Source organism: Bacillus sp. FSL K6-1338 (genome assembly GCF_038006965.1).
GTDB classification, from domain to species: Bacteria; Bacillota; Bacilli; order Bacillales; family Bacillaceae_G; genus Bacillus_A; species Bacillus_A thuringiensis_S.
The window spans coordinates 1,242,875-1,259,857 of the sequence record NZ_JBBOWI010000001.1; the positions used below are offsets into that span (position 1 = coordinate 1,242,875).

The following is a 16,983-nucleotide window of genomic DNA, read 5'->3' on the forward strand; positions in this document are numbered from 1 at the left end:
TTTTAGCGAATAATAAAGAGGGAGAAACAGTTACATATAGGGAAGGGGATTATTAAAAATGTTTGTAGCACTTCAAACCGTTCAAGAATCTGAAAAAGAAATATTACGTAATTTGTACGCACTATATCTTCATGATCTCTCTACATTCACTCCTAATATAAAGATTGGGGCAAATGGATTTTTTGAATACGAAGATTTGCACATGTTTTGGGGAAATGACGGAATCACTCCGTATTTTATAAAAGCTGAAAATAGTATTGTAGGATTTTTATTATTGTTGGAACGCCCGTTTTTGAAGAAGGAAAACGACTTTGGCATAAATGACATTTTCATATTGAATCAGTACAAAGGAAAAGGAATTGGTAAACAAGTTATTGAGAATGTACTAAAAGAGAAACGAGGACAGTATTTCGTTATCGAACTTGTGAAAAATGTACCAGCTGTTTCTTTTTGGAAGAAAGTATATAGGGAGCTAAACATCGTATTTGATGAGAAAACACAGTTAATCGATGATGAAGAATGTCTCGTTCAAACGTTTAAAATATAATGAAATCGGTGCCTCTAGTAGATTACTTTGAAATTTAACTTTATTTTGAATATACCGTTCACCCTTGAAAACATAGTACTTATCGCTTATATTTTCATATAGTATTTATTTTTAAAAAAAGCAATGAACGAACCAGGGGGCACAGTATGGCAATTAACATGAAAACAATCGAAGAATGGATTGCTGAATCAAACGCAAGACAAGAAGAAGACTTTGGACACGTTGTGGAAGAGATGAAAGAAGTATGCGTCGGACTTGATAATGCGACATTAATTTATACGAAAAATGTATTTTGTTTCGGTAAAAAAGTAGAAGTGTTTTTCTTCTTCCAAGACCATGTCGTGATCGGACAAGAAAAAGACGAATATATTGAGATTGAAAAATTAAAGTATGATGATATTACAAATAGTAATTTAAAAACAAATGACAAAAATACAACGTTAGAATTAAAGTTTGCTAACGGACAATCTATTAATTTAGATAGTTTAAATGATAACTACGGTACGAAAAATTGGTTATTTGCTAGACAAATTAAGAGTATTTTTAAGTTAATCTAGTAAAAAAGCACGCCGTCCATCGGCGTGCTTTTAACTATGCAAAACCCCTTTTAACCAATTCCGCGCTCGATAAGCCCCAACAGGAATTTGAATAAGAGACGTTTCATTCCCAGCATCAATACCGTACAATTGATCACATGAATTTGTATCAAAACTTAGTAAAGGATGCCCGCCCATCCCCATCGCGGTCGCTGCAAAAACGAGTTTATGAACGAGTATACCAGCTTCCATTTGGTGAATACGATATCCTCTATAGCCTAATGCACGTGTATAGTAATCTTTCTTTCCGACTACATGTAAGCAAAGTGGTACTTGAAAAAGGTTTACGTTATCCATCGTCATACTAGATTGAAGAGGGTAACGAAGGTCTCCATACCGAATTGGTTGTATCGAATGTGTTTTACTATTATAAGCGTAAGCCCCGTTTTCAATATTTTTCACGTTATAAAAACATCCATATAAGAAGACGCGTGCATTTTCATTTGCATACTTACCGTCAAGGTCGTTGTAATAGGGGAAGGAGAGGCTCGCTTCTTGTAGTAAAGTAGCGAGCTCGGCTGCATCCCATTTCGTTAAAATAAAGTCCGCATCAGGAGAATATCGTTTTTTACAAAGTTGTAGGAAATCATACGATAACCGTTCTACTTTTGGTAGCTGTACAGCGTACGCATTATGTTGATAGTGCTCTTCATGATGTAGTGTTTGGAAGTGTGCTGTCGATTCGATCATAGAAGCTTCATTTATTTTTGTTATCATCGGATATTCACCTACATGTTTTGAGCGAACGAAATGTTCATGTGCTAACGGCGGAATTTGTTGCAACAACTCATGAGAAGTAACTGTTTTATTTTCACGGTAATCATTGTGAAACCAATTAGTTTCTGGCTCTGTACTTAAAGGAATAACGGCATACACACTTTCTTCACCTTCTGACAATCCGAGTAAACGGTTCAGTGCACGGTCTAGAAATTGAAAGTATACGCCGTTCGTATAACCGAACTGTTTTGCACATTCTAGTAATTGTCCAATGAGAACCCCGCTATCTAATCCTTGAAGGCGATATGAAAAGTTATTGTATTTAAAGAAGTTTTTCCAAAACATAGTGGATACGAATGCGGCACCGAAACAATCATGTATATTACAGCGATTACCGAGTGCGTCTGCTAAATAAGAATCGAAATTTCCTTCGCGAAGTAAAATAAGCCGGTGATGCGCGGCGTCATAATGGTAAATGCCGTCTGGATAATCGTCAATCTTTAAATAGATATACAATTCATTCGGATATAAAGCGCCGCCTGAAGGAATAGATCTTCGTAATACATTTCTCTCGCTATTTAGCTGACATAATTGTGTTACACCAAATGAATACCAAAGGTAGTGACCAATTTCATCTAAAGTAGGTGTAGTAGAAGAGTTCGGTAAAGATAATGGGATTTCTAAGGAGAGCGGGATGGTAGGTACATTTCGATATAATTTATAAGGAAGCGGTGCGTCTTTCCAGTCCACCTCATGATTCGGCATAATTTCATCGATAGAGAAATGGAGATGATGTAAAAAAGTATCTAGCTGCATGAAATCCCTCCTTTACTATGGAAACGGATGTGGATGTGGATTTAATCTTTCATTCGTTAAAGGTTCGTCTGTATATCCAAGTGTCATCGGTACGGTATATACCCGGTCCAGTCCTGTAATCCGAGTAAGATGGTGTCCGAAAGTCATCGGTAACATGCCTGGAATAATAACTTTTACACAGTGTAGTCCGTTCTTTTCTATAAGGGGAACGGTTTGATCTACAACGATTATTTCAAGATTAGATTGATGCAAACGATTTAAAAGTTGGTGGAGATCGGATGTTAAATCCATATCAAATGATTGTGATACATTCATTTCTTGGAACGTTTGCACCGGTGCATCTTCTCGTAAAAGGAAGTGAAGACGTTCTTCCGTTTCTTTCAATCCGTACAGCATACTGTGGTCTTCCATTTTATTAACGAAATAAGGATCTTGTAAGCATTTTTCATAGTATTCTCTTTTGTGCTCGAGCTCATCGTCTGTTATAAGTAACATGCCTGCGATTTCTTGAATGGCACTTTTTAAAGCTCGAATAGGATCTAAATGAGCACCTCCCGCACAAACAACGTTCATTCCATTTTCACGTGTGTTTTTTGCAATTACCCATAAGCTCGGGATGCCGTGTTCCATCGTCGCATTAAAAGCGTGTAATTCATATCCGGTAATCGTACGTAACCGCTGAATCATTAATTGTAATTCTGTATCATTTGCTGAACTCAGATCAAGGCGGGGAAGAGGTAATTCGGCATACCAAGTGAGTAAGAAGGCATCACGCTCTACAATTTCTAAAATGCCGTGAAAAATCGCTTCTTCTAAACTACCGCCAATTGCACATCCATTTGATGTTTCATACACGAAAGCATCTCGATGACCGAGGCTATAATAAGCAATTGATTCAGGAACTAAAAGCGGTCTGTTTTGTGATAAAGAATATCCCCATACCCAGTTTTGCTCATAATCAGGATCAAACGGCTTAAATGGAAAATTATCACGATTGTAGTGTTCATTTGTATGCACACCGAGTGTAAGGGGATTTAGTGCATGTTCCTCTAAATCATGAAAACTACCATGCACATTTGTCTTTTTCCCGCGAGGCGACATACCGCAATATCGTTCTAAACCTTCTAAAATAGCAGTTGCTTCACTCACTGCAAATGAATGAGTTCGGCCTGCAACACCTTCATTTCCAAACATTAATGGCATGTTTATAATAACGTCAGCGAATGGCAATAAAGAATGCTGCATTTTGCCGTTCAACATACCGATCCGATAATCTAAATAGTCTTTCGTTAAAAATGTGTTTAATTCATGAATGGAACGGCAGCGATACGTTTCGGTGCTTACTTTTAAACTCGGTTGTAAAGAAACTTCCGCCGCATCCGCAGTATCATCAGGTAAACTACTACATACAGGACAGAGAGGATCTGGAAGAAAAGAATGCCGTGTACATTGTAATGTTTGTAAGTTTAGTAAAATAAGTTCATTTTCTAAAGAAGAATGGTTATGAGTTAATATTTTTTCTGTTTCTGCGCAAATAAGATGGCACATTTGTAACATGCCATTTTGGGTGGCACGTACATCACGCCTCGTTCCATTTTCGGCTTTAAAGGCATATTTCCGCTGTAGTTCCCACATTTCTTTTTGATCAAAGCCAGCGATAAAACGGCGTCCATCAGAACAATGGGAACATCCGGGCGTAAGAGGATGAATGTAAGGACCGATAATACCTTCGCCAAATGAAGTGAAACCACGAAGCCACGGAATATGATTTGAGCGAAAAATTAGCTCAGCATCATGATGAATAGTAGAAGGAGATCCATCATGTAATACGAGAGCGAGATAAATATTTTCAGGAAGTTCTTCTGTAAGGGTATGCTGACGAATGATGGAATATTGTTTGCATAATTGATCATGTACATAGTCTGCAAGAAGGCCATCCCCTATAAGCAATATATTTTGAGTCATAGACCGTCCTCCTTTGCAATTAATACCCCATACACACCGTCTAAGTTTTCTTTCAAAAATGGTTCGATTGCTAAATCAAACACGAAGGGATAAAAATTATGTTCTTCTAAATGCTGTAAGGCAAGCTGTAAAGATTGCACACTTGGAATTTCTTCTTCCGCTTGTATTTCCACCCTAAAAGAATCCGTGTCATATAAAATAATAGATGATTCAGGCAAGATATTAGCTCTGTAAGGAGTCTCTTCACTTTGAATGTGGAGCAGTGATAGTTGTAGTGCGCTCCGTAACGCTAACGTCATATTAATATTAGATGCACCGTACCATTTATCATTTATACCAACCCAAACGACTGGAAAACTGAGAATCTCTTCACTCATTGCGATTTTAGGTGTTTCATGAATTGTAGCAAGGGCATCGTAATAAAATCTACAATGTTTATCGTGAATATCAGTTAAATCAATCGTTGTAAGTTCTTCTAGCATATGTGACTGCCGTTCATACAATTTATTATTTAAATGTTGTTGTAGTGCCCGGTAAAATCCTTCTGTCATCGTTTCTCCAGCGCCAATACCGATATCGTTATGTTCAGGAATAAGGCGGTGAATGATTTCTGCTACATATGTTTCAATTCCTGTTAAACCAGCTTCTCGGCGTGCTTCATTATGAGTTAATCCACTGCGAGTCATAAGAGGCAGAAGGGGAGCTGGGCCATCTGATAATGGATTGGCTACTTGAATATAGCATTGTGATAACGGTAATTGATATGAATCTTGTTCATCCCATACATGGAATATACCGGCTTCTTTAGAAGTTAATGAGTCGAAAAAGCGGAATACATCAGTTGAAGTATGTTGGTTGGACCGATGCTCAAGTTTTTCAGAAAGATTTTCTATCGTATCAATTGTAAAACTTTCATCAGTTGCAAGAGGGTGTTTTATAAAAGGATGCCACGTTCCTTCAAGTGTTTCATAGTTTAATAAAAAGAATTGTAATTCTTTTTCACGATATAAATCATCCGCGACATGTTTAAACAATTCAAAAACGATTACATTTGCTAACATTGCAGATGTAATTGGTGAGAAGGAATCTGATGAATTTTCATTTTGCAAAGTCGTTTCATGTAGCCGATGCCATGCGGATTTCCAGCATTCATCACGATTTTCCGTTACGACAGGTCCAGCTATACCGAGTGTTGATAAACAAATAGCTGGTATAAAATTCTTTTTCGTTTCTCTACAAATAGTGTGAACTGTTTTTAAACCGTCAATGTCTCCATTTTGAGAAACATATAAAATCCAATCAAAAGGTTCGAATACTTCATGCAAGGGACGGTCAATTGTAGTATCGATTTCTTGAATGAGTACACCGTTATCAACTTCATATGCACGTTCTATTAGCTCATGTATTCTGTCATAGTTTGTTTCATCTCGATCTGTAACGAGGTAATGAAATGTAGGTAAACCAGATTCTAATAAAGAAGAAACTAAAGAAGTAAGCATATCTCCGGAGCCAAGTACAAGGACATTTGCTCCGCGGTACGTTTCAAATTTTAAAGCACCTGAATGAGAATCAGCTTCTAAAAATTCAATTTGTGAAGCATATCTGTCGAGTAATGTACTGTTTAATTCATGAGGTGCATCTTGATTTGCATCGCGAACGAAACCATTTTCATATAAAACCTCTCCAATTTCAAATACACGATTTTGATAGGGGAGAGGGAGACCATCAGTTATTTCTGCTAAAGAATGATTACCGTTAAACATTGGCATTAATTTTTCAATCCAGTCATAAATTCCATCACCGTCCATGCGAAATGAACTGGCGTTATTTCGAAAATAGACACCCCCGTTTGAATCGGGCAGGAAGAAAGTATCCTTATTTACTTTAAGTTTTGCATGAATTGGAAGGTTATTCATTTTAATCCTCCTTACGTTTAGGCATACATTATTATCTTATGTCATGAAATTTGTCCCGTATGAACGCAAAAAAAGGCTGTAGAATGATGTATTCTACAGCCTTTATATATTAGATTATTAATCTATCAACCTTCTAATAATAATGATTTTGGATCTTCAAGCATATCTTTAACAGCAACAAGGAAGCTAACTGCTTCTTTACCATCAACAATACGGTGATCGTAAGATAAAGCAATGTACATCATTGGGCGGTTTTCCATACGCTCGTTATCAATTGCAACTGGGCGTACTTGGATTTTATGCATTCCTAAAATACCAACTTGAGGGCTATTTAGGATTGGTGTTGACATTAGAGAACCGAATACACCACCGTTTGTAATTGTAAATGTACCACCTTGTAGTTCTTTTAATGAAAGTTTGTTATCGCGTGCTTTCATACCTAAATTACGAATTTCACTTTCGATTTCAGCGAAGTTTAATTGGTTAGCATCGCGTACAACTGGAACAACTAATCCATCTGGAGCTGCTACTGCAATACCGATATCATAGAATTTTTTGATGATAAGCTCGTCACCTTGAATTTCAGCATTTAATAATGGGAATTGTTTTAATGCTGCAACAACTGCTTTTGTGAAGAATGACATGAAGCCAAGACGTACATCATGTTTTTTCTCGAAAGCGTCTTTACGCTCTTTACGTAATTCCATGATCGCACTCATATCAACTTCGTTAAATGTTGTTAACATTGCAGATGTTTGTTGAACTTCTACAAGACGTTTTGCAATTGTTTGACGGCGGCGGGACATTTTCACGCGCTCAACTGGTTTTTCGAATTCCGTTTTTGCAACTGGAGCAGGAGCTGGGCTCTTTGGAGCAGCTGGTGCTTCTTTTGGTGCTGCAGCATGAGCTTGTACATCATGTGGTCTCACGCGTCCAAGTGGATCTGTGCTACGTACGTCGTTTAAGTCGATTCCTAATTCACGAGCCATTTTTCTAGCAGCTGGTGATGCGATAGGACGGTTCGTATTTGGTAAGCCTTGTAGACTCGTAGTTTGTTCAGCATTTGGAGCCGCAGCTTTCGGTGCTTCAGCTGTTTCTTGTTTTGCTTGCTCAGCAGGTGGTGCAGGTGTACTTACTGCAACTGGTGCTCCATTAGCATCTAAAATTGCGATAGTTGCGCCAACTTCAACTGTATCCCCAGGTTCGCCTAGTAACTTCGATACAATACCTGAATCTTCTGCAATGATTTCTACATTGACTTTATCAGTTTCAAGCTCAACAACGCTGCCGCCTTTCTCAACTTTGTCGCCTACGTTGATAAGCCATTGTGAAATAGTTCCTTCGGTAATAGATTCTGCAAGCTCAGGTACTTTAATTTCGATCATTTTAAATGTCCTCCCCTTATTTGCCTAACGGTGTGTTTTTTCTTCTTTTGTCTTCGGTAATCTCCATTTGTTAGCCTGGCCTTGGGCAGAATATCTGCCCAGGGAACAAGCTAGAAACCTTCATTATTACTTTTTAGTTGCTGAAAACTTCAATTTCTTGTTTATCTTGACGGAAGTTATACTTCACATCTAAAGCGTGTGCAACAATTAGTTCTTGCTCAGCTTTGTGAGCGAATGGATCGCCGCCAGATGGACTAGAGCGATCAGGACGTCCAATGTAACCTGTTTTCACTTTATCTCCAGCAAGTTCGAACAGAATTGGAGCCATGTAATGCCATGCGCCCATATTACGAGGTTCTTCTTGAACCCAAATGATTTCTTCTAAGTTTTTAAATCGTTTAATAATAGATTGAACTTTCTCAGCAGGGAATGGGTACAATTGCTCGATACGAACGACATGAACTTCGTCTAAGTTGTACTCATGTTTACCAGACTCGATTTCTGCTGCTAAGTCAATCGCCATTTTACCTGTGCTTAAAACAAGACGTTTTACTTTATTTGGTTTCGTGCCAAGGTTTTCTTGTTCTAAAGCAGGTTGGAAACGTCCTTCGCTTAACTGACTAGCAGTTGAAAGCGTAAGTGGGTGACGTAATAAACTCTTCGGCGTCATCAGTACTAATGGTCGAACAGCTTCTGTTCCTAAGATAGATGCTTGACGACGCAGGATATGGAAGTACTGTGCCGCGCTCGTTAAGTTTGCAACTGTCCAGTTATTCTCAGCAGCTAACTGTAAGAAACGTTCTGGACGTGCACTAGAGTGCTCTGGTCCTTGACCTTCATAACCGTGTGGTAATAGAAGAACTAAACCAGATTTTTGACCCCATTTTGCTCTTCCAGCTGAAACATATTGATCAAATAATGCTTGCGCAGTATTTGAAAAGTCACCATATTGCGCTTCCCACATAACAAGAGTTTCTGGAGCGAATACGTTATAACCATATTCGTAACCAACAACAGCAGCCTCTGATAACGGACTGTTATGAACAGAGAATGATGCATTAATGTTTGGTAAGCGATGTAATGGTGAATATGTTTCATTTGTATCAGTATCGTGTAATACGATATGACGGTGCGCAAATGTACCACGCTGTGAATCTTGACCAGTTAAACGAATTGGCGTACCTTCTTGTAAAATAGAAGCGAATGCTAATGACTCAGCAAGTGCCCATTCAATTTTACCGTTCTCTTCTAAAGCATCTTTACGGCGCTCAAGAATTTTCTTCACTTTCGGATATACGTTAAAGCCTTCTGGCCAAGATAGTAGACCTTCATTAATTGCACGAAGTGAGTCAATCTCAACACCAGTATCAATTGGTTGAATGCCTTTTGCAACAACATCTGGCACTTTAACGTGAATTGTTGCATCGCTCGTATCAGCTGGCGGTACTTGTGCATAATCGGATTTTAATTGTTCTTGCGTAAACTGAGTAATTGTTTCAACCTCATCTGCATTTAGAACACCAGCAGCTTGTAATTGATCTGCATAAATTGCTCTTACAGTTGGGTGATTTTTAATTTTTTTGTACACTTGTGGTTGCGTAACCGCTGGGTCATCCATTTCGTTATGACCATATCGACGGTAACCGATTAAATCGATTAAGAAGTCTTTTTTGAACAACATGCGATATTGAATCGCAAGGTTAGCAGCTGCAAGACAAGCTTCTGGATCATCAGCGTTCACGTGAACAATCGGAATATCGAAACCTTTTGCAAGGTCACTTGAATATTTCGTAGAACGAGAATCATAGCTATCAGTTGTAAAACCAACTGCATTGTTTGCGATAACATGAATCGTTCCGCCTGTTTGATACGCGTTCAATCTGCTTAAGTTGAGCGTTTCAGATACAATACCTTGACCAGGGAATGCAGCATCACCATGAACTAAAATTACGAATGATTTTGAAATATCTTGATCTGGAAGACCAGATTTTTTACGATTCTCTTGAGCAGCACGTGCGAAACCTTCTACTACAGGATTCACGAACTCAAGATGACTCGGGTTATTTGCTAATGTCACGCGAGTGCTAACTTCTTCGTTACTAACGACTTGTTCTCTACCTAGGTGGTATTTTACGTCGCCAGTCCAGCCAGAATTGGCTACTGCGCCTTCTATTTTTGCATGTTTGAACTCAGCAAACATGTGACTATATGGTTTTTCTAATACGTGAGCAAGTACGCTTAGACGACCACGGTGAGCCATACCAATCATGACATCCTCTACACCGTTCTTAGCACCTTCTAGAACAATTTCATCTAAAACAGGCACAAGCATATCAACGCCCTCGATAGAGAAACGTTTTTGCCCAACGAATGTTTTATGCAAGAATTGCTCGAAACCTTCAACAGCTGTTAAACGTTTTAAAAGAGCAGTTCGTTTTTTATTTGATAGTGGTTGACGCAATGAATTTGATTCCACCATTTGATGCAACCACGTGCGTTCTTCACTATCTTGTATATGAGAAAATTCATAAGCTAAAGATTTTGTATAAACGTCTTTTAATCTATGAATTACATCAAGTGCAGTGTGAATACCTTCTGGTGCATCTTGCCATACTGTTTTCGCTGGAATCGCTTTCAAGTCAGCATCGCTCAGTTCGTTCATTGCTTTCTCAAGAAGAGATTGTCCATTTGCAGCATCTTCCATCGGGTTGATGTGAGCCAATGTGTGCCCGAAAGAACGAATCTGCTCAACAAGTTGAACGACTTTAAGAATTTTTTCAATGTTACCTGTGTTTTGAGGAGAAAAATGTGTTGCTGTGTTGTCCCCTGTTACGACATCATCTTGAAACGAAGGAGCTCCAAAAATTTCAAAAAGCTCTTGTAATTCCGGATCAACAGAACCTGCTCCAGTTACGTAAAGATCATACTGTTCAATCACATAACCAAGGTTCGGACCGTGGAACTTGGCCCAAGGGTTTGTCGTTGTATTCTTCCTCGTCATTTGTTTAAACCTCCCAATGCATATAATCCTTTTCCATACAAAAGGTGCATTTTGCTCTTTTCAATAATTGATGAACCAATAATCAATGTAAATGTTTTCTTTACTCTTATGTTATTACAATAATTTACATAATACCAAACACTATTACTTATCTGTTTTGTAAAAAAACATTCACAATAACTTATCACCCAAGTTAATCTTTCACTTTATAAAGTAATTTTACAGAAAAATGGGGTGGATATATTTGGTATACCTACATTGAAAACTAGAATTGTTACATGTAAATATAAGTATAATCATTGGAATGTTTTGATAAAAGTTGATTCGAATTATGTATATTGAAATAATAAGCGCTTTCATAGATATTATACAACAATATAACGGAATATAGTATAAAAAATAAAAAATTATGAATTTACCATAAACTTTATTTCGATAGTGTTAAATATCGAAAGGAAAATGAAGGATTTCTACAAAAAAAGTGGTTAAACATAAAAAATGCTTTATAACCCGTTAGTTTCTATAAATATGCCAAAAAACACCGTAAAACAAATAACACATTGCATCTAATAAAGCAGAGAATGAAATATTTTAAAAGGATAAAACAAATATGAAGATATTAAATTTTTAAAAAAGTGAGGAGGAAATATAGTAACGATTACATACAGTGTTCCATGTTTTATTACAAAATAGACGTGCTGAAATCGAACAAGTTTCTTCTATATAAATAGAACGAAAACTGATTGAAATAAATGTAAAGGAACCTTGACGTAAAGTTTACTTTACATATATACTCGATATATGGAAGGAGGGAGAAATTTCCTTGGAAAATAAAATGGTCGAATACCGAAAGAAATTTGGACTATCTCAAGAAAAACTGGCCGAGAAACTCGGGGTTTCCAGACAAACCATTATCTCAATTGAAAAAGGGAAATACGATCCATCACTTCCGCTAGCATTTGAAATAGCAAAAACATTTCAGACAACGATAGAACATGTATTTATTTATGAAGGAAAAGAAGAGGGGGAATAGGGATGAATTATTCACAAAAGTACTTTGTAATTATGGGTGTTATTTTTCTATTTATGAGTGGATTTATGATATTAACAGGTATAATGACGCATTCTGCACCACCAGCTATAACGTATCCATTGCTTGGGATGATGATTATGAGTTTCTGTCTAAGCTACTTACACCCGCAATTTAAAGAAAAAGACGAGCGAATGAAACTTATTCGTTATAAAGGAATGTTTGTAACCTTTTTTGCATTAACAGCATAGTATCTTCTTTTCTCTATCGGCTTAAACTTAAAAATACTTACACTATCTGCTACTGAATTATTGAATATACTTATGGCACTTACAATGAGCACCGTCTTTATCTCATTTGTTGTTTTGGCAAAAAGATATTAAGATGGAAGAGAGAAAGGAAGATTAATATATGCAAATGATGTATGCTTTTGGCATTGGGCTTGTATTATTTTTAGCAGTATTCTTATTTATTCGTAAAGACGTTCAAGGCGGGACGTTAACGAAACGAGGATTTTATAAATTAATCGGCTGTTTAGTTGTTTTGCTTATAGCGATTATTGTAATGATCGTTTTAATAAGTCAGTCACTATAGAATGTAAAAACGGAACCTTACTTCGGTAAGGTTTTTCTTTATTGTTTAACCTGAAAATTACCACTAGATCCATTTTCTGTAAATAACTTACATTATATAATCCAATGAAATGATAGATAAGGAGTGTAGTATACGAATAAAAAACTATCTTCTATTTATTAACTTGTCTACTACTTGTAGCTAGTACTACTTATATAATATGCAACAAACGAGAACAAGTGCCACCTATGTTAGTATGGGAGGATCAGGAGTACCACGTAACGAATGAACCTGCCAAAGTAGAAGAAGTTGGGCAAAAACTTGGTGAAGTAACAAAAAAATTAAAACAAGTAAAAAACCTACTAAAAATAGTGAATCTAATACATTACAAGAGAAAACAGAAGTATTCACAATGATTGAGGAAGAAAAAAGTGAATATCCGCCTTTAATCATAAAGGAAGCTTATAGTGATGAATATAGGGTAGTGAGGCCGATGTTGAAGCAAGTATTATGATGAAAAGGGGATTCATATGCAGAAAGAAACTGCGTATCTATGGTTGTTAAGAAAAACTTTTTCCTTTGCTTTATTTTGCCTCCTATCGGTGCATTTTACATTGTAATGAATAGAGGGGCACTACAAAAGAGAGACTTCATTTTATATTTATTATTTGCTGCTATTAATATATCACTTTGGTTATCGCTTATGATCTTTAATCGGACTATATGGATGGTAGTAGGGAACAGAAAATGTGGTTCATTTGTGCTACGGATACAGATTGATAGAAGAGAGGCCTTGTAGGAATGCTGCAAGGCTCTTTATATTTTTGGGAATTAATAGAAAATTAATCATATAAATGCTATGCTAAAAAATGTTTGTAATGTCAGTTTCATAATATTGTATGATACTGACTTACTAGAAAAGATAATGAGGAGAATGAGCGTGCAAAAGATAAAGAGATTATTGCTATTAATGATGGTAGTAGGATTAACAGCGGTTGTTTTAGCAGGGTGTGCAAATCCGAAAGATACTACAGAAGAATTTTTAACAGCGATACAAAAAGGTGATGTAGAAAAGGCTCGTACATTTGTTGAGAGTGACAAGGAATTTAATAAACTAAATGAAAAAACAGATGATGCTGAGGCAAAAGCAATGCTAAGTGCAATTACAAAGAACTTTAAATTTGAAAAGCTAGAAGAAGTATCGAAAAAGGATGACAAAGCAGAAGTGAAAGTGAAAATTACATCTGCTGATCTATCCGTTGCTGTAACAAAAGCAGTGGGAGAAGTTATGCCAATGGCCTTCGCTAGCGCATTTAGCGAAGACAAAGAACAATCTGAAAAAGCGATTGAAAAAACAATGACCTCAACTATCATCAAAAACTTAACGGATAAAGATGCAGCAATGGCAACTCGCGAAGTTACATTGAACTTAAAGAAAGACAAAGATGGCGACTATAAAATCGTTGCTGACGATAACTTGAAAGAAGTATTGTTTGCCAATGCAAAGTCTTTGGAGAAGATGTTTGGTGGGAAGTGATTGAATTAGATAAAAAAGAGACACCATATCACGTAGAAGGTTGATATGGTGTCTCTTTTTTATGAACCTGGAGAGGTTTGAACTCACGACCTCCACCCTGTCAAGGTGGCGCTCTCCCTGCTGAGCTACGGGATCCCAACTATAAATATTACCACCAGCAATGTGTTTTCATTTCATTCGTGTAATCGGAGAATTTATATAATTTGTTGAATATTGTAACATTTAATGTATTCTTATAATAACAACAAATTTCAATAGTGTAAAGATGTAATTTTCTGAATATTATCATTCCAATTTTTATATAAAAAAATAAGCCCCGAAGAGCTTATTTTAATAATAATATCACCGCAATTATCAATGATATTATCAAAAATAAAATCATAAATAATGGAACTCAGTCATGAGCTATCGCCCTGTAACTGTCATTCCTGCTGTGTAAATTGTATCAATAGAACCGTCAGCGTCTTTTATTTCGACTTTATAACGATATGTTCCATCCTCATAAATATCATCGCCATATCCTGTGAAAGTTGCAATTTCATCATTGCTTCCAGCTGGGACCCATTGATTTTGCCAACGGAAGTTGGTTTCAAATTCTCCCCATCTATCGCCATATTTCTTTTCAAGGCTGACATTGTAATGAATTTCTTCCGCTCGGTCATTTGTAATTCTTGCAATTACGCTGTTACCAAAAGTAACTTGTGTAGAATGTACCTGAACTGTAACACCGTTCACCGTTTCGCTAGGACCACAAATATAACGACAGAACTCGCTTGCTCCGTCAGCATGTGCCTTCGGTGTATCAATGTTCATAGCTGTTAAACCACCTAAAGCTAAAGCTCCTGTTAATAATACTTTACCAAATGTTTTCACTTGAAATTCCCCCTAAGTATATTCTCAATTCGTTCCATAGATACCACATTAAGTAGTTTTATAACATTAATCTAATCGAACGCTTTTTTCCTCGAGTGTATTCGCTATGAATCTTTCATCTTGTAGTAATCTAACCTCTACATATAATTTCATAGTTTTGATTCCATATATGTATCATGATTTACATAGAGCAAATCTGTTAATACGTTTTGGTTATTTACTTATCACACTGCTTTTTATTACCTTTTATTGGTAAAACGTTGATTTTATTATATACCATTATTATCTATTTACAAGAGAAAATCATACTGTATGCAAAAATGCATAATAAAAAACACTGCTTGTATTCTGAATTACAGAATACAAGCGGTGCTGAGTTTCAATTAATATTTGATTGGAACCTAATGCTATTTTTTTATGTTTAACAGTATACATATATCACTGTTTTTTAGTCATAATTGATAAACCTTGTTCAGAGGACGCTATTCCTGCTGGGCTACGGAATCTTCAAAAGGGAAAGTATAAGCGATTATGCTAGTAATGTATGAAGGGATAATGATAAGAAGAAAATTCAGTAAAAAGTAGTTTTTGAATGTAGCCGTTATATTATTTCCGGTATTTATCTAAAGGATTTTCATCGCTTAAATCAACAATTAAAGGGCATAAAAATAACAGTGGTAAAGCAGCGTTAGCTTGATGAAAAGTATCATTAGACATATATTGTCTTCCAAAACAATACGGACAATCTTTTTCAAATGTTATGAGAAGCGACCATACGTCTTTTACTTTCCACTTCGTTTTACAATACGTACAACGCGCCATTGAGTTCCTCCTCATTTTAAGGTGTTTTCTAATATATTCTACTTTATTGTACGAAAGTCATTTGAATTTGATGTGGCAAATTTCTGCGTTCTCTTTAATAAGTGGACTAGTTAAATCTCTACTATTCCAAACAAGAGCAACGTTTGCTTTTTGTTTTAAAATTCGTTGGCATTCAATTTTGAAAGCCTCTTTATCAAACCAATGAAATGCTTGGGCAACAGTTACTAAATCTACACTATTTTCTTTTAAAGTGGTATTTTCAGCAGTTGCTTTTATGGATTGAAAACGAGAATATAGTTTTGACGATTGCTCAGCCATCTTCCTCATATCATTATTTGGCTCAACTCCAATAACATGTAAACCACTTTCAAGCAGCTGGCGGCTAAATATCCCCGTACCCGTACCTGAACCAATATCAGCTACAATCGGATTTCCTTTCAGTTGGTTAGCTGAAAGTAAGTAATCAATATATTCATTAGGATAACTAGGACGATATTGTGCATATATATCGGCCCTGTCAGTAAAATTTTCTGTTGTTTTCACAGTACTACCTTCTTTCTTACAATATTATGTACAGAAATAGAAATTAAATATGAATTTCGGCATCAGTCTCTAAGTCTACCACTTAAGAGTCCAGCTAAATAGAAAGCCTCAGTTTCTGTATTCAAATATCTTTCATCCGTTTAGTATACTATTTTAGATAATATCTTCCAAAAGGCTATAATGGCTTACTTAAATAAATCCACATAACTGTATGTTTTTATGAATTTATTTAATAATTTATGAGCAATTATATGTCGTATTACGTTTACGTAGGTAAGAGATTTTCATTTTTGCTATTTAAATTGGCCAATATATCCTTTTTACAATTTACTGAAAATCATGTATAACAGAGATACAAGATTATTTTATAAATATTCAGGAGTAGAGGGAGAAAAGTTGTAATGGTAAGAAAAACGTTCAAGATGCGCGTGTCTAGAAATAGAACGATTTCGATTAATGGATCGATTCTTGATGTGGATGTTACACATGATGAATTTTTACAAGAGTTTGTTGAGTGGGTTGATTCTAAAGGTTGGTCGTTTATGGGGATAACGGATGAGATTACGCCCGAGGAAGCTAGTCAAAAGTTAATAGATTCGTTGATTGATGAGAAGGATAAGAAAGAGTAATTCCTTCTTATTTTTATTGTATATTTATGTTCT

The 16,983-nt window shown here is 36.2% G+C and carries 13 protein-coding genes, 1 tRNA gene and 4 pseudogenes; 9 read left to right on the top strand and 9 right to left on the bottom strand.

Annotated features, from left to right (window positions below):
• The first annotated feature begins 58 nt into the window (after positions 1 to 58).
• The gene (locus NZ044_RS06555) at positions 59 to 547 is read left to right on the top strand and encodes a GNAT family N-acetyltransferase (protein WP_000495856.1); all 489 of its coding nucleotides are present in this window, start codon (positions 59 to 61) and stop codon (positions 545 to 547) included.
• Between the two features lie 146 nt (positions 548 to 693).
• Positions 694 to 1,104, top strand: a complete 411-nt coding sequence (locus NZ044_RS06560) for a DUF3908 family protein (protein WP_000996793.1) — start codon at positions 694 to 696, stop codon at positions 1,102 to 1,104.
• Positions 1,105 to 1,134: 30 nt separating this feature from the next.
• On the opposite strand, the gene NZ044_RS06565 is transcribed toward NZ044_RS06560, so the two are convergent.
• The 5 genes from NZ044_RS06565 to odhA form a co-directional block, all read right to left on the bottom strand.
• Positions 1,135 to 2,676: a SagB family peptide dehydrogenase gene (locus NZ044_RS06565; RefSeq protein WP_081144071.1), complete on the bottom strand. Its 1,542-nt coding sequence runs from the start codon at positions 2,674 to 2,676 to the stop codon at positions 1,135 to 1,137.
• A gap of 15 nt (positions 2,677 to 2,691) precedes the next feature.
• A complete protein-coding gene (locus NZ044_RS06570; protein ID WP_074789375.1) occupies positions 2,692 to 4,641 on the bottom strand; it encodes a TOMM precursor leader peptide-binding protein in 1,950 nt (649 codons plus the stop codon).
• On the bottom strand, positions 4,638 to 6,557 hold the full coding sequence (locus NZ044_RS06575) for a putative thiazole-containing bacteriocin maturation protein (protein ID WP_079245216.1): 1,920 nt from the start codon (positions 6,555 to 6,557) through the stop codon (positions 4,638 to 4,640). Before NZ044_RS06575 ends, NZ044_RS06570 begins: the two co-directional genes overlap by 4 nt.
• A gap of 125 nt (positions 6,558 to 6,682) precedes the next feature.
• The gene (gene odhB, locus NZ044_RS06580; RefSeq protein ID WP_000569919.1) at positions 6,683 to 7,942 is read right to left on the bottom strand and encodes a 2-oxoglutarate dehydrogenase complex dihydrolipoyllysine-residue succinyltransferase; all 1,260 of its coding nucleotides are present in this window, start codon (positions 7,940 to 7,942) and stop codon (positions 6,683 to 6,685) included.
• A 133-nt stretch (positions 7,943 to 8,075) separates the two neighbouring features.
• Positions 8,076 to 10,943, bottom strand: coding sequence for a 2-oxoglutarate dehydrogenase E1 component (gene odhA, locus NZ044_RS06585; RefSeq protein WP_000197142.1), 2,868 nt, complete (start codon positions 10,941 to 10,943; stop codon positions 8,076 to 8,078).
• 823 nt (positions 10,944 to 11,766) lie between these two features.
• Between odhA and NZ044_RS06590 the strand changes: the two genes are divergently transcribed.
• From NZ044_RS06590 to NZ044_RS06615, 6 genes and pseudogenes are all read left to right on the top strand, one after another.
• Complete coding sequence (locus NZ044_RS06590; RefSeq protein WP_000428506.1) at positions 11,767 to 11,976, top strand: helix-turn-helix transcriptional regulator; 210 nt, start codon at positions 11,767 to 11,769, stop codon at positions 11,974 to 11,976.
• A gap of 2 nt (positions 11,977 to 11,978) precedes the next feature.
• Positions 11,979 to 12,356, top strand: a pseudogene (locus NZ044_RS06595) (permease).
• Positions 12,357 to 12,384: 28 nt separating this feature from the next.
• Positions 12,385 to 12,567 (top strand): DUF3976 domain-containing protein, encoded by a 183-nt coding sequence (locus NZ044_RS06600; RefSeq protein WP_063675117.1) that lies wholly within the window; start codon positions 12,385 to 12,387, stop codon positions 12,565 to 12,567.
• A gap of 146 nt (positions 12,568 to 12,713) precedes the next feature.
• Positions 12,714 to 13,060 (top strand): annotated as a pseudogene (locus tag NZ044_RS06605) (hypothetical protein).
• Positions 13,061 to 13,076: 16 nt separating this feature from the next.
• Positions 13,077 to 13,345, top strand: a pseudogene (locus NZ044_RS06610) (hypothetical protein).
• 141 nt (positions 13,346 to 13,486) lie between these two features.
• A complete protein-coding gene (locus NZ044_RS06615) occupies positions 13,487 to 14,083 on the top strand; it encodes a DUF4878 domain-containing protein (protein WP_001169502.1) in 597 nt (198 codons plus the stop codon).
• A gap of 62 nt (positions 14,084 to 14,145) precedes the next feature.
• On the opposite strand, the gene NZ044_RS06620 is transcribed toward NZ044_RS06615, so the two are convergent.
• The 4 genes and pseudogenes from NZ044_RS06620 to NZ044_RS06635 all read right to left on the bottom strand — a co-directional run.
• Positions 14,146 to 14,219, bottom strand: a tRNA-Val gene (locus tag NZ044_RS06620).
• Positions 14,220 to 14,488: 269 nt separating this feature from the next.
• On the bottom strand, positions 14,489 to 14,956 hold the full coding sequence (locus NZ044_RS06625) for a hypothetical protein (protein ID WP_000846651.1): 468 nt from the start codon (positions 14,954 to 14,956) through the stop codon (positions 14,489 to 14,491).
• A 606-nt stretch (positions 14,957 to 15,562) separates the two neighbouring features.
• Entirely contained in the window at positions 15,563 to 15,778 is a 216-nt protein-coding gene (locus tag NZ044_RS06630) for a hypothetical protein (protein WP_000090226.1), read from the bottom strand.
• Positions 15,779 to 15,853: 75 nt separating this feature from the next.
• Positions 15,854 to 16,321: pseudogene (locus NZ044_RS06635) on the bottom strand (class I SAM-dependent methyltransferase); the annotation flags it as partial.
• A 401-nt stretch (positions 16,322 to 16,722) separates the two neighbouring features.
• On the opposite strand from NZ044_RS06635, the gene NZ044_RS06640 reads away from it, so the two are divergent.
• The gene (locus tag NZ044_RS06640; RefSeq protein WP_000251862.1) at positions 16,723 to 16,950 is read left to right on the top strand and encodes a hypothetical protein; all 228 of its coding nucleotides are present in this window, start codon (positions 16,723 to 16,725) and stop codon (positions 16,948 to 16,950) included.
• Positions 16,951 to 16,983 lie beyond the last annotated feature (33 nt).

Bases quoted from the DNA above. Each gene is read 5' to 3' on its own strand.
- NZ044_RS06555 (WP_000495856.1), top strand. From the start codon at position 59: ATGTTTGTAGCACTTCAAACCGTTCAAGAATCTGAAAAAGAAATATTA.
- NZ044_RS06560 (WP_000996793.1), top strand. From the start codon at position 694: ATGGCAATTAACATGAAAACAATCGAAGAATGGATTGCTGAATCAAAC.
- NZ044_RS06565 (WP_081144071.1), bottom strand. From the start codon at position 2,676: ATGCAGCTAGATACTTTTTTACATCATCTCCATTTCTCTATCGATGAA.
- NZ044_RS06570 (WP_074789375.1), bottom strand. From the start codon at position 4,641: ATGACTCAAAATATATTGCTTATAGGGGATGGCCTTCTTGCAGACTAT.
- NZ044_RS06575 (WP_079245216.1), bottom strand. From the start codon at position 6,557: ATGAATAACCTTCCAATTCATGCAAAACTTAAAGTAAATAAGGATACT.
- odhB (WP_000569919.1), bottom strand. From the start codon at position 7,942: ATGATCGAAATTAAAGTACCTGAGCTTGCAGAATCTATTACCGAAGGA.
- odhA (WP_000197142.1), bottom strand. From the start codon at position 10,943: ATGACGAGGAAGAATACAACGACAAACCCTTGGGCCAAGTTCCACGGT.
- NZ044_RS06600 (WP_063675117.1), top strand. From the start codon at position 12,385: ATGCAAATGATGTATGCTTTTGGCATTGGGCTTGTATTATTTTTAGCA.
- NZ044_RS06630 (WP_000090226.1), bottom strand. From the start codon at position 15,778: ATGGCGCGTTGTACGTATTGTAAAACGAAGTGGAAAGTAAAAGACGTA.
- NZ044_RS06640 (WP_000251862.1), top strand. From the start codon at position 16,723: ATGGTAAGAAAAACGTTCAAGATGCGCGTGTCTAGAAATAGAACGATT.